Source organism: Herbaspirillum sp. alder98 (assembly GCF_020179755.1).
Lineage (GTDB): Bacteria > Pseudomonadota > Gammaproteobacteria > Burkholderiales > Burkholderiaceae_D > Herbaspirillum.
Genome location: NZ_JAIUCY010000001.1, coordinates 245,427 through 258,512, shown reverse-complemented (window position 1 = coordinate 258,512; position 13,086 = coordinate 245,427). Strand labels below are relative to the sequence as shown.

Sequence of the window (13,086 nt, the reverse complement as noted above, 5' to 3'; positions counted from 1 at the left end):
GTTCGACGCAACCATGGAGAGAATGCCATGCCCGCACTGCAACGCGTCATCGCCACCGACGCCACCCGGGAGTTATTGCAAAGCCTCAGGCAACGTCACGGCGAACTGCTGTTCTTTCAATCCGGCGGCTGCTGCGATGGCAGTGCGCCAATGTGTTATCCGGTCGGTGACTTCATCGTGGGCGATGCCGATGTGTTGCTGGGGGAGCTCGATGGCGTGCCGTTCTATATCGGCGCCGACCAGTTTGAATACTGGAAGCATACCCAGCTCATCATCGACGTGGTCAACGGCAACGGCGGCATGTTCTCGCTCGAGAACGGCAGCGGAAAACGTTTCCTGACACGATCACGGCTGTTCAGCGATGAGGAGTTTGAGGCACTGCCGGCGCTGGCCCGTCACTGATCCGCTGGCGCACTTGTCGCGTGCGCCTTGAGCCGGCGATAGAGCGTGTTGCGCGAGATGCCCAGCGCCCGGGCTGCCGCGCTGACATTGCCCGGATGCGCCTGCAGGGCGCGCTCGATGGTCTCCCATTCATTGTCCTGCAAGCTGAGCGGGGCGCTCTGGCGCCCGGATGGCGGCGAGGCACGGGGCGCTTCGCTGGCCATCCATTCTGGCGGCAGGTGTTGCAGCCCGATGCGGGATTCGCCGGCCGCCATCGCCAGCGCCGTGCGCATGACATTGGTCATCTGGCGCAGGTTGCCGGGCCAGGCATGCGACAGCAGTCGTTGCAGCACCTCCTCGCTCAACTGTGGCATGACACTGCCGTCATCGACGGCGGCGTGTTCGGCCGCGAGGATGATATCGATCAGCTGACGCAAGTCGTCCCGCTCGCGCAAGGCCGGCAGGCTCACCTGCAGGCCATTGATCCGGTAATACAGGTCTTCGCGGAAAGCATGCTGGCGCGCCATGTCGGCCAATGGCTGGTTGGTGGCGCATACCAGCGTGAACGCCACCTGCACCAGGCGCTCGCTGCCCAGCGGCGTGACGGCGCGTTCCTGCAACACGCGTAGCAGGCGACCCTGTAAGGCCAGCGGCATGTCGCCGATCTCGTCGAGAAACAGGGTGCCGCCATTGGCCTGTGCGATCTTGCCCACGGCGCCCTTGCGCCGCGCGCCGGTGAAGGCGCCGTCCTCGTAGCCAAACAGTTCTGCCTCGATCAGGTGTTCCGGGATCGCCGCACAATTGACGGCGACGAAGGGCGCACCACCGGTGCTGCGCGACTGCACCTGTTCATGAATCGCGCGCGCCAGCCATTCCTTGCCGGTCCCGGTTTCACCGGTGATCAGGATCGGGATGTCGCGCCCGATCACCCGCTGCACGCGCGTGAGGACCGCGTGCATGCGGGCGTCGCCGGTGTCCAGTGCCTGCAGACCGGTACGTGTCGGGCGTGTCGCGGTCGTTGTTGGGCGCGCAGCGGCGTCCCGGGTGCGTTGAAAGTCAGACGTTTGCAACTGCATCTCGGCACGCGCATGAACGCTGATGCCGTTATGCAGACGCAACGTGAGCCTGGCAGGCGTGGCGCGACGATAATATTCGAACAGCATCGACAGCGGCGCACCGAAGAGCGAGCTGAACGTATGCGATGCCAATGCCGCCGGCGACAGGCCCAACTGGAACTGTGCGCTGCGGTTGGCCGCCAGAAAACGACCGCCCGGCGAAAAGCTGACCATGCCTTCGACCAGCGTGCCGACGAATTCGGCGCGGCTGTGGAAGTGCAGCGTGATGCAATCGGCAAAGCTGCCGGCCAATAACTGGTTCTCGATCATCTGCGCCGACATGCGCACCAGCGCCAGCGTGTGCTGATGAAAACTGCCGCATTCGCCCGAGACATCCAGCACTCCCGTTACCTGCCCGCGATGATCGAAAATGGGGGCCGCCGAGCAGGTCAGGAAGCGGTTGGCATCCAGGTAATGTTGCTGGGCGTGGACGGTGGTGGGTTGCTGCTCGAACAGCGCAGTGCCGATCGCATTGGTGCCACGCGATTGTTCCGACCAGCAACCGCCGGCCCCCAGCGCCACGCGATCGGCCTTGGCCAGGAAGTCGCTGTCGCCCAGGCTGTGCAGGATGGTGCCGTTGGCGTCCGACAGGATCACCATGCTGTGGGTATTGCGGATCTGGTCGTACAGCGTTTCCATCACCGGCTGGGCGTGGCCCGACAAGGCGCGGTTGGCTTCCAGCGTCAGCGCCAGATCGGCGCGCGACAGCAGGTCGAGGTCGGGATGCTGGGCACGGGTAATGCCGTGGGCGCAACTGCGTTGATGTGCGCGCTCGATGATCTGCACCTCGAGCGGCCGCGTGTCGGACGCCGGTCGCAGTTGCGGCGCACCGCCGGCGCCGGGCCTGCCTGCCTGGGTCTGCATGGTTGTCTCCTTTAGAACCTGTGTCGGTCCTGTCCCCGATATTGATTTTCTTGTGGATCGGGAAGCGGGGGAGGTCAAGCATAACCGATTGCGCAGCGATTGCACGGCACGCACCGCTGGCACTTGCTATTGCGACAACAGTAAATTGAAACAGCGTTTGCGGCAGCTTCCGGGTCCGGGCAGAATACTGTTTATTCATACAGTATTCATCGAGTTGACCAAGTGTCCAGGTTCCCCAAGTTTCCCGAAGGCATTGCCGCGCCATTCCCTGCTGCAGCACCGCCCCCGCAGGACGTCGACGATCCTACGCTGACGCCGGAGCAATTCGTGCACCGGCCGCAGGTCGCGCAAAAGGGGCGGGGCGCGGTCACCAACCTGCGCGGGCGTTACGACAGCGTGAGCCGGGAGTCTTTCGACGATGGCTGGCAGGCGCCGGAGATGGGCGTAGAGCATGAAGGCGCCGATCGTGACGACGCGCATGACGACGACCAACTGCCGCCCCTGAAGACCATCGTCACCGAAGAAACGGCGAGGTCCATCATCAGCCGCAATACGTCGCCGGACTTGCCGTTCAGCCTGTCGATCAATCCCTATCGGGGTTGCGAGCACGGTTGCATCTACTGTTTCGCGCGACCGTCGCATAGTTACCTGGGCCTGTCGCCGGGTCTTGATTTCGAGAGCCGTCTGTTCGCCAAGGTCAACGCCCCCGAGCTGCTGTTGCGCGAGCTGGCGCGTCCGTCCTATGTGCCTGACACCATCACGGTCGGCATCAACACCGATGCCTATCAACCCTGCGAACGGCAGCTGGGCATTACGCGGCGGGTCTTGCAGGTCTTGCATGACTGCGGCAATCCGGTGGCGCTGATCACCAAGTCGTCGCTGATCGAGCGCGACATCGACCTGCTGTCGGCCATGGCGGCGCGACGCCAGGCGATTGCGGCGGTCACCATCACCACCCTCGACCCTGCCATCGCCCGCACCCTGGAGCCGCGCGCGGCCAGCCCGGCGCGGCGCTTGCGCACCATCCGCACCCTGGCTGAGGCCGGCATACCGGTCAGCGTTTCGATTGCGCCGGTCATTCCGTTCGTCACCGAACCCGATCTTGAACGGTTGATGGAGGCAGCGGTAGAGGCCGGCGCAGGGCAGGCCGGTTATATCGTGTTACGACTGCCGTGGGAGGTCAGCCCCTTGTTCAGGCAATGGTTGCAGGCGCATTTTCCCGATCGGGCGCAGCGCGTGATGAATCGCATCCAGGATATGCGTGGTGGCAAGGACTACGATGCCGATTTTGCCACCCGCATGCGCGGCACCGGCGTGTGGGCGGACCTATTGCAACAGCGCTTCGACAAGGCCAGCCGGCGCCTGGGGCTGTCGCATCGCAACCGCGCATTTGCCACGCTCGACACCAGCGGCTTTCAGCGGCCCGTGATTGAACCAGCCGGACGTCGTAGCGGCGCTGGCGCTGGCGCTGGGCAGATGGATCTGTTTTGAAGGGCGGGGGCGCGCTGCTGACGGCATCCCCGCCGCTGATTATTGCGCTGGCAGGGCCTCGGCCGGTGGTGCTGCGGGCACGGCGACCGGTGCAGTAACGGGTGCAGTAACAGGTGCCCCAGCAGGTGTCACGGCGGGCGGCATTGCTGGTGTCGGTGCTGGCGCTGGCGCTGCCGCCGGCATGGGCGCCTGTTTGGGCTGGGCCTTGATCGAGGTGCCGGTATAACTGAGCTTGCTCAATTCCGGTTCGGCGATGGATTGATCCATCAGGCTGAACGCGATGCTGCCCGGCATGATGCCAAACAGCGCGATGGTCACTTCGGTGCGGACATATTTCACTTCACCGGGGTAGAGGTCGAAGGTCAGGGCCGAGCTGACCGAGGTCGCGCTGGATGCCATGTAGGGGCCGGCAGGGCGATCAACGAAGAAGAAACCGCGTGGGCGCGAGCGGCCCACGACCTGGTTGTTGAGCTTGATTTCGGGTTGCACCGGCGAGCCGATGAAGGCCGACGAGCGCAGGAAGTAGATGCGGCCAAACCCGGGCTTGATGGCCGGTATCGCGTAATCGATGTCGGCATGTTTCGGGCCGGAGGCGCAACCGGCCAGCACGGCTACCAGCATCACCAGGGCCAGCCACGGGCGTATCGTTTTCATCACTGCTTTTCTTTCTTGTCGTCAGCTTGATTGGATGGTGCGTCGGCCTGCATGGCATGCACGCGGCGATCCCCCTCGCGCATCCGATCATCGGCATCGACATACGCCCCATCCCCCCTCTGTCCGCCCTCGGCCCCCACTTGGCCAGGCTAACGGTCAGGGTGTGAATATTAGCAAATAAAGGTAAGGGGTCGTCGTCGCGGTTGACAAATTAGTTTCGTAAGCGCAAAGAAACGACAAGCTGTCATGCCAGAGTGGCAAGGCACGGCAATTGGCGCGTCAGTTGCCGGGCCGCTCGCTCGACTTGAGCAACACCACCAGCGCGCCGGCGCCGCCATCGGCGGCGCGCGCCTGGCAAAAGGCCATCACTTCATCCTTCTGCATCAGCCAGTTGCGCACCTTGTGCTTCAACACCGGTTCCTTGTTGACCGAGCCCAGACCCTTGCCGTGGATCACCCGCACGCAACGCAGGCCGCGCCGGCGCACGCTGCGCAGGAACTCGCCCAGCGCTTCGCGCGCCTGGTCGCGCCGGTAGCCGTGCAGGTCGAGCTGGGCCTGGATCACCCAGTTGCCGCGGCGCAGCTTGCTGAGTACATCCGGGCCCACGCCAGGGCGGGCGAAGCTGAGCGCTTCGTCGCTGTCCATCAGGGTGTCGACGGTGAATTCATCCGAGATCGATTCGAGCAGGGCGGCCTGCTCGTCGGCGATATGCTGACGGGGAATGGGGAGCGGCGGCTGCGGTTGATGCAGCGCCTTGTTGACGGTGTTTTCGGGCAGCGGCGCCACGCGGCCGATACTGTGACGAAACAGATTGGCTTCCTGCTCGGCCAGCGCCGCCTGGCGCAGGCGCTCGGCCTCGGCCTTGATGCGCGCCTGCTCCTGAACCTGCAACTCCTTGCGCAATGACTGGAGTGCAGAAAAATCTTTCATGTTTGCCATGGCTTGCCCTGATTGCGTCGATTCCCCGAACGACTAAATGTAGCAGAACAGTGGCTTGTTGCGCACGATGAGAGACGCCGGGCGCCTGCTTTCGCCCGCGTGACGGAAGGTATCGGGCCAGGGGCAGTGCGTCAACCGCAGGCCAGCTTGATGATGACCTTGCCCGGATCGACATGGATGTTGAGCCGTTTCGGATCGAAATCCATGGTCGCCACGTCGTCAGGGCGCAGCACGCGTGATGAAGTGGCGCCGGCTGCCTGGGTGGCCTGGCGTTCGATATAACCGCTGATGTTCTGGCCGATGAACTGGTCGGCACCTGCGGCATCGCATGCGGCGCCGGCCTCGGCCGGCCTGGGGTCTTGCGCATTGGTGCAGGCCGACAGCAACGCGGCCAACGCCATGGGTGTCAGTAAGGGGAGGGCGGTGCGCAGTGTGGGGAACACGGTGAATCCTTTATTGGTTTTATGACAAAAAGGCCGGCAGACCAAGTATCGTCTGCCGGCCTTTTGATGATTCAACCTGCCGCGAGTTCACCGCCAGGCGCGGTCGTGGCACAGGTTTATTCCAGGCCTTCGAGGTAGCGCTGGGCATCCAGCGCGGCCATGCAGCCGGTGCCGGCGCTGGTGATGGCCTGGCGGTAGATGTGATCCTGCACGTCGCCGGCGGCGAACACGCCATCGATGCTGGTGGCGGTGGCGAAGCCTTCGTTGCCGGCGCGGGTCTTCAGGTAGCCGTTCTGCATGTCCAGCTGGCCGTCGAAGATGGTGGTGTTGGGCTTGTGGCCGATCGCCACGAACAGGCCGTGCACTGCAATGTCGGTGACCGCGCCGCCCTGGGTCGACTTGATCTTGATGCCGGTCACGCCGCTTTCGTCACCCACCACTTCGTCCAGCGTGTGGTGCCACTTGATGTCGATCTTGCCTTCGGTGACCTTGTGCAGCAGGCGGTCGATCAGGATCGGCTCGGCGCGGAACTTGTCGCGGCGATGGATGATGGTGACCTTGCTGGCGATGTTGGACAGGTACAGCGCTTCTTCGACGGCCGTATTACCGCCGCCGACGACGGCCACTTCGCGACCGCGATAGAAGAAGCCGTCGCAGGTGGCACAGGCCGACACGCCACGCCCCATGAAGGCCTGTTCCGACGGCAGGCCCAGGTATTGGGCCGAAGCGCCGGTGGCGATGATGAGGGCATCGGCGGTGTATTCGCCGGCGTCGCCGATGAGGCGGAACGGACGCTCCGACAGCTTGGTGGTGTGGATGTGATCGAAGATGATCTCGGTCTTGAAGCGCTCGGCGTGCTGCAACAGGCGCTGCATCAGTTCGGGACCTTGCACGCCCAGCGGATCGCCGGGCCAGTTCTCGACATCGGTGGTGGTCATCAACTGGCCGCCTTGCTCGACGCCGGTGATCATTACCGGATTCAGGTTGGCGCGCGCGGCATACACCGCAGCGCTGTAGCCGGCGGGGCCGGAGCCGAGAATCAGGACCTTGGCGTGTTTGGGCGTGCTCATAAATAACTCTTTGTCGTGGGTGAGGGGATGCTTCACAGCAGGTGAAGCCGGGCTCAGGTTTTTCAATGCGTGCAGCGCGGCAAGTGATTTCAGCGATGCCGCAGCGACATTATTACTGCGCTGCAAAACGGTTAGGATTATAGTCCAAGCCCTGGATGCAGCCGATGGAATTACGCTATCCGCGCCATAGACGAAGCCATAAGGAAACTTGCAAGAACGATAATGCCGGGGTGGTGTCAAGAGCCCAGCCCGGCGCAAAAGCGCGAAGTGCAATGCAATGCCGTTACAATGGCGGCTTGTCTCTCGCCCATCTTTTTCGCCCATCCAACTTACCGGCGCGATGGGCATACAGTTTTTTTCCCGGATTTATGTCGAAGACGAGTCAAGCCCACATCCGCAATACCAAAACACCGCCAGCACCGATGCCCAACCGGCTGGTGCGGCTGATCTCGGAAGCCCGCTGGCTGGCGCTGACTGCGCTGCTGCTTTATCTCGTCCTGATCCTGCTGACCTATTCCAAGACCGATCCGGGCTGGTCGGTGGCCAGTTCGGTGCCGCGCGTGGCCAACTGGGGCGGCCGCATCGGCGCCTGGCTGGCGGACCTGATGCTGTATATCTTCGGCATGTCGGCCTGGTGGTGGTGCGTGCTGCTGGGGCGCTCGGTGATGAATGGCTACCGCCATCTGTCGAATCGTTTCCTGATGCAGGCCGAACCGGAGCCGCCTTACCAGCAGGAGCCGATCATCCGTGCCGTCGGTTTCGTTTTCATGATGACCGGCAGTCTCGGTATCGAATTCACCCGCATGCACCGGCTGGCGGACAAGCTGCCGCATTCCTCCGGCGGCGTGCTGGGCGAGATGATCGGCACCGCCGTGCAACCCTCGCTGGGCTTCACCGGCGCCACCTTGTTGCTGTTGCTGCTGTTCGGACTGGGCGTGAGCCTGTTCTTCCACGTGTCGTGGCTGTCGGCGGTCGAGCGCATCGGCGGCGCGATCGAAGACGGGCTGCTGTGGCTGCGTAATTCCTATTCGGCACGGGCCGATCGCAAGGCTGGCCAGGAAGCGGCGGTCAAGCGTGAAGAAGTGGTGGTGCAGGAGCGCGCCAAGATCGTCGAGGCCGCGCCGATCCGCATCGAGCCGCAGATCGTCGAAGTGCAGAAGTCCGACCGGGTGCAGAAGGAACGCCAGACCAGCCTGTTCGAGGACAGCAATAACGACCTGCCGCCGCTGTCGCTGCTGGATGAGGCGCCGCCGGCCCAGCAGACGGTGTCGGTCGAGACGCTGGAATTCACCAGTCGCCTGATCGAGAAGAAGCTGTCCGACTTCGGGGTCGAGGTGAAGGTGGTGGCGGCGTACCCCGGCCCGGTGATCACCCGTTATGAAATCGAACCGGCCACCGGCGTCAAGGGCAGCCAGATTGTTAACCTGGCGCGCGACCTGGCGCGTTCGTTGTCGCTGACCTCGATTCGCGTGGTCGAAGTGATCCAGGGCAAGAATTTCATGGGCCTGGAGTTGCCCAATCCCAAGCGCCAGATCGTGCGCCTGACCGAGATCCTCGGCTCCAAGGTCTACAACGACAGCCATTCCAGCCTGACCGTGGCGCTGGGCAAGGACATCGCCGGCAATCCGGTGGTGGCCGACCTGGCCAAGATGCCGCACTTGCTGGTGGCCGGCACTACCGGTTCGGGCAAGTCGGTGGGGATCAACGCCACCATCCTGTCGTTGTTGTACAAGTCGACGCCGCGCCAGGTGCGCCTGATCCTGATCGACCCCAAGATGCTCGAATTGTCGATCTACGAAGGCATTCCGCATCTGCTGGCGCCGGTGGTGACCGACATGCGCCACGCCGGCCATGCCCTGAACTGGGCAGTCGAGGAGATGGAGCGTCGCTACAAGAAGATGTCCAAGCTGGGCGTGCGCAACCTGGCCGGCTACAACCAGAAGATCATCGATGCCGACAAGCGCGGCGAGAAGATTCCCAATCCATTCAGCCTGACGCCAGACGCGCCGGAGCCGCTGGAGCAGCTCGAGACCATCGTCATCATCATCGACGAACTGGCCGACCTGATGATGGTGGTCGGCAAGAAGGTCGAAGAGTTGATCGCCCGTATCGCACAAAAGGCGCGGGCCGCCGGCATTCACCTGATCCTGGCCACCCAGCGTCCTTCGGTGGACGTGATCACCGGCCTGATCAAGGCCAACGTGCCGACCCGTATCGCATTCCAGGTGTCGTCCAAGATCGATTCGCGCACCATCCTCGACCAGATGGGCGCCGAAGCGCTGCTGGGCATGGGCGACATGCTCTATAACGCGCCCGGCACCTCGTTGCCGGTGCGGGTGCATGGCGCCTTCGTGTCGGATGACGAAGTGCACCGCGTGGTCGAGCACCTCAAGGCCCAGGGGGAACCGAATTACGTCGAGGGCATCCTAGAAGGCGGCGTCCTCGAGGATGCCGACGCCGGTGGCGCTGCCGCCGGCGGTGCAGGTGGCGGCACCGAAAGCGACCCGATGTATGACCAGGCGGTCGCGGTGGTGCTCAAGCACCGTCGGGCATCGATCTCGCTGGTGCAGCGCCATCTGCGCATCGGCTACAACCGTGCCGCGCGCCTGCTGGAGCAAATGGAACAGAGTGGCCTGGTGTCGACCATGCAATCGAACGGCAACCGGGAAATCCTGGTGCCGGCCGGTGCTGGCGGCGAGGTTGAGTAACACGGCAGGTGCTGGCATCACAAGAAGGGAATAACAACATGCATGATTTCAGGAAGCACCATCGGCCACTGCAGCAGCCGCGCACGCGCGCGGCGGCCAGCCCGGTCAACCGTCGTCGGCTGATGCTGGCGGCCACCCTGGCAGTGGCCGGGGCGATCGTGATCAATGCGCTGGCGCCATCGCGTGCCGAGGCCGCCGCGCTGGACCAGTTCAAGCAATTCGTGGCCAGCACGCAGTCGGCCAAGGGCGAATTCACCCAGCGCCAGGTGCGCACCGAGAATGGCGTGGCCAAGGTGGTCAACACCTCCAGCGGCAGTTTCGTGTTCTCGCGCCCGGGCAAGTTCATCTGGACCTACCAGAAGCCTTACGAGCAACTGATCCAGGCCGATGGCGAAAAGCTGTTCATCTACGACAAGGACCTGAACCAGGTCACCACCAAGAAGCTGGGCAATGCGCTGGGATCGTCGCCGGCGGCGATCCTGTTCGGCAGCAACGATCTCGAAAAGAATTTCACCCTGAAGGAGGGCGGCACCAAGGAAGGCCTGGAATGGCTGGAGGCAGTGCCGAAGAGTCGCGACACCACCTTCGAGCGGATCGGTATCGGCTTGAAGAACGGTACGCCCATGGCCATGGAGTTGCACGACTCGTTCGGGCAGGTGTCGCTGCTGACGTTTGGCAGCTTCGAGAAGAACCCGCCATTGAAGGTGAACAGTTTCAGCTTTACCGTGCCCAAGGGCGCGGACGTGTTCAATAACTAAGACTAAGCACGCTCGCGCGCAGAAAAAAGCCCCGCCAGTTCAACTGGCAGGGCTTTTTGCATTATTGGTCCGGCTCATTCATCTGCAGCAGATGAAGCTTGTCCGGCACGTCCTTCCACTGCGCGTGTCCGTCCATGGGCGCCTTGGCCTGGGTGATCGGTTTCCAGCCGGGATGCTGCGCCAGCCTGGCGTTGAGGTCTTCGAAATGCGCCATGGCGGCGGGCAGGTCGGTGGCATTGTAGATGGCGCCGACCGGGCATTCGGGCACGCACATCGAGCAGTCGATGCAACCATCGGGGTTGATCGCCAGGAAGTTAGGCCCCTCGACGAAGCAGTCCATGGGGCAGACGCTGACACAATCGGTGTACTTGCACTGGATACAGGAATCGGTAACGACGAAGGGCATGTTGGCTCTCGAAATGACGAGCCGGTATTCTAACCGTTTGCACCATGGCGCACCGGGCGTGGCGCGCTGCGTTAGACTAACGCCTTTGGCGTGGCGTCACGTGCCTGTGGCAGCGCCTGCATTGCTATCGAAACGAAATAATCCATGGTTGATCTGTTCGCACAAGAGCCTGTTGCACCACTGGCTGAAGCCCTTCGCCCCAAGACCCTGGACGAGGTGGTCGGACAGTCGCACCTGCTGTCGGAGGGCAAGCCGCTGCGCCTGGCCTTCCAGTCGGGCAAGCCCCATTCGATGATCTTCTGGGGCCCGCCGGGGGTGGGCAAGACCACATTGGCGCGGCTCACCGCCAGCGCCTTCAAGTGCGAATTCATTGCGCTGTCGGCGGTGTTTTCCGGGGTCAAGGACATCCGCGCGGCGATGGAACAGGCCGAGCAGAACCTGGCGCTGGGCAAGCACACCATCCTGTTCGTCGACGAAATCCACCGCTTCAACAAGTCCCAGCAGGACGCGCTGTTGCCGTATGCCGAAAGCGGCCTGGTCACCTTCATCGGCGCCACCACCGAAAACCCTTCCTTCGAGGTGAACTCGGCGTTGCTGTCGCGCGCCCAGGTCTATGTGCTCAAGTCGCTCACCGACGACGAGTTGAAGCTGTTGCTCAAGCGGGCGCAAGAGAACACGCAAGGGACGCTGGGCGACCTGGTGTTCGACGAGCTGGCCACCGACACCATCATCGGCTATGCCGACGGCGACGCCAGACGGTTCCTGAACCTGCTGGAGCAGACCGGCACTGCAGCCAAGACCTCCGGCATCAGCCTGATCACGGCCGAATTCCTGCAGAACGCGCTGACCCTGAATTCACGCCGCTTCGACAAGGGCGGCGATAACTTCTACGACCAGATATCGGCCTTGCACAAGTCGGTGCGCGGGTCGCATCCCGATGCCGCGCTGTACTGGCTCACGCGCATGCTGGACGGCGGCGCCGACGCCCGCTACCTGGCGCGCCGGATCGTGCGCATGGCATGGGAAGACATCGGCCTGGCCGATCCCCGGGCCATGCAGATCGCCAACGATGCGGCCCTGACCTATGAACGGCTGGGCAGCCCGGAAGGGGAGCTGGCGCTGGGGCAGGCGGTGATCTACCTGGCGGTGGCGGCCAAGAGCAACGCCGGCTACAACGCCTATAACCAGGCGCGAGCCTTCGTGAAGCTGGACAAGAGCCGTGAGGTGCCGGTGCATCTGCGCAATGCGCCGACCAAGCTGATGAAGGAGCTGGGCTATGGTCATGAGTATCGCTATGCCCATGACGAGCCCAATGCCTATGCGGCCGGCGAGACTTATTTTCCCGATGATCTCAGCGAGCCGGGCTGGTATCAGCCGGTGCCGAGAGGGCTGGAGATCAAGATCGGCGAGAAGCTCGCCATGCTCAAGAAGTGGGATGAAGAGGCCGGGGAAGATTGATCCTCTTCACCCGGTCAAGCCTGCAACTGAATCTCGGAACCTGTTTTATCAGGTCGCCGGCTTGCGGCTCCAGATATGGAAGCTCCCCTCCAGCGCCGACATCGCCGCGATGATGGTCTGGTAGGTCTGGTCGTCGCTGAATCCGGGCAGGCGTTGCTTGAACGCATCCATCAGGGCGTCCAGCCCCTCGGCGTCGTTCGGCACCAGCACCCCCTTGATGTCGTCGCCTACGCGCCCGGCGATGATCCATTGCGGTTCAGGCAGGTCGCCTTCGCTGATGCGGATGGTGATGTCGCTCAGCTCGCTCCAGGCGATGCCTTCGCGCCTGGTGCCGCGCACCGTGGTGCGGATTTCCTGGTCGTCGAATTCGACATTGATCTTGCGCGCCGCCTGGGCCGCCAGCTTGGCCGGGCTCAGCCCGGCGGCGCCCGGCGCCTCGACCTTCCAGCTGCTCTTGCGCGCGCGCGGCGGCACGAAGTGGTTCTTGATCTGTTGACCGAAGGCAAATGCGGCGCCGAACGACAGGCCCGCGGCCAGGCCGTAGAACAGGCTGGCTTCGTTGCGCATGTAGTGATTGCCGGCCCACAGGGCCAGAGCGACGGCGGCGGCCAGGCCGAACAGGGAGAACGGCAGGGAAATCTTGCGGGGAGCAGGTTTGAGTTCGGACATGGCGCTTTTCGGGCATAAATCGGGATGGCGCATGGTAACTGGTTGCGGCCCGCTGCGCCATCCTGCCAGGGGCGCTCCAGGCTTGGTACAATCGCGCTTTCGTGCATCAATTCACTTGCTTATTTGTTCC

The 13,086-nt window shown here is 63.3% G+C and carries 12 protein-coding genes; 5 read left to right on the top strand and 7 right to left on the bottom strand.

The features are described from left to right. The first annotated feature begins 27 nt into the window (after window positions 1-27). Window positions 28-402: a DUF779 domain-containing protein gene (locus LBW87_RS01270; RefSeq protein ID WP_225199615.1), complete on the top strand. Its 375-nt coding sequence runs from the start codon at window positions 28-30 to the stop codon at window positions 400-402. On the opposite strand, the gene LBW87_RS01265 is transcribed toward LBW87_RS01270, so the two are convergent. Further along, complete coding sequence (locus LBW87_RS01265) at window positions 396-2,360, bottom strand: sigma-54-dependent Fis family transcriptional regulator (RefSeq protein WP_225199614.1); 1,965 nt, start codon at window positions 2,358-2,360, stop codon at window positions 396-398. The genes LBW87_RS01270 and LBW87_RS01265 overlap by 7 nt on opposite strands. A gap of 222 nt (window positions 2,361-2,582) precedes the next feature. On the opposite strand from LBW87_RS01265, the gene LBW87_RS01260 reads away from it, so the two are divergent. Continuing rightward, window positions 2,583-3,851, top strand: a complete 1,269-nt coding sequence (locus LBW87_RS01260; protein WP_225199613.1) for a PA0069 family radical SAM protein — start codon at window positions 2,583-2,585, stop codon at window positions 3,849-3,851. A gap of 39 nt (window positions 3,852-3,890) precedes the next feature. Here the strand turns inward: LBW87_RS01260 and LBW87_RS01255 are convergent, their stop codons facing one another. The 4 genes from LBW87_RS01255 to trxB form a co-directional block, all read right to left on the bottom strand. Then, window positions 3,891-4,505, bottom strand: a complete 615-nt coding sequence (locus tag LBW87_RS01255) for a DUF2846 domain-containing protein (protein WP_225199612.1) — start codon at window positions 4,503-4,505, stop codon at window positions 3,891-3,893. Window positions 4,506-4,784: 279 nt separating this feature from the next. Then, a complete protein-coding gene (locus tag LBW87_RS01250; protein WP_225199611.1) occupies window positions 4,785-5,444 on the bottom strand; it encodes a Smr/MutS family protein in 660 nt (219 codons plus the stop codon). Window positions 5,445-5,575: 131 nt separating this feature from the next. Continuing rightward, entirely contained in the window at window positions 5,576-5,887 is a 312-nt protein-coding gene (locus LBW87_RS01245) for an I78 family peptidase inhibitor (RefSeq protein WP_225199610.1), read from the bottom strand. 116 nt (window positions 5,888-6,003) lie between these two features. After that, entirely contained in the window at window positions 6,004-6,957 is a 954-nt protein-coding gene (gene trxB / locus LBW87_RS01240) for a thioredoxin-disulfide reductase (RefSeq protein WP_225199609.1), read from the bottom strand. 368 nt (window positions 6,958-7,325) lie between these two features. On the opposite strand from trxB, the gene LBW87_RS01235 reads away from it, so the two are divergent. Both LBW87_RS01235 and lolA read left to right on the top strand, forming a co-directional pair. Further along, window positions 7,326-9,665 (top strand): DNA translocase FtsK, encoded by a 2,340-nt coding sequence (locus LBW87_RS01235; RefSeq protein ID WP_225199608.1) that lies wholly within the window; start codon window positions 7,326-7,328, stop codon window positions 9,663-9,665. Between the two features lie 122 nt (window positions 9,666-9,787). Further along, a complete protein-coding gene (lolA, locus tag LBW87_RS01230) occupies window positions 9,788-10,423 on the top strand; it encodes an outer membrane lipoprotein chaperone LolA (RefSeq protein ID WP_225200323.1) in 636 nt (211 codons plus the stop codon). Between the two features lie 61 nt (window positions 10,424-10,484). On the opposite strand, the gene fdxA is transcribed toward lolA, so the two are convergent. Continuing rightward, window positions 10,485-10,829, bottom strand: coding sequence for a ferredoxin FdxA (gene fdxA / locus LBW87_RS01225; RefSeq protein ID WP_225199607.1), 345 nt, complete (start codon window positions 10,827-10,829; stop codon window positions 10,485-10,487). A 144-nt stretch (window positions 10,830-10,973) separates the two neighbouring features. Here fdxA and LBW87_RS01220 point away from each other — a divergent pair, with 144 nt between their 5' ends. Beyond that, the gene (locus tag LBW87_RS01220; RefSeq protein WP_225199606.1) at window positions 10,974-12,287 is read left to right on the top strand and encodes a replication-associated recombination protein A; all 1,314 of its coding nucleotides are present in this window, start codon (window positions 10,974-10,976) and stop codon (window positions 12,285-12,287) included. A 48-nt stretch (window positions 12,288-12,335) separates the two neighbouring features. On the opposite strand, the gene LBW87_RS01215 is transcribed toward LBW87_RS01220, so the two are convergent. Beyond that, window positions 12,336-12,956 (bottom strand): anaphase-promoting protein, encoded by a 621-nt coding sequence (locus tag LBW87_RS01215; RefSeq protein ID WP_225199605.1) that lies wholly within the window; start codon window positions 12,954-12,956, stop codon window positions 12,336-12,338. Window positions 12,957-13,086: the final 130 nt, after the last annotated feature.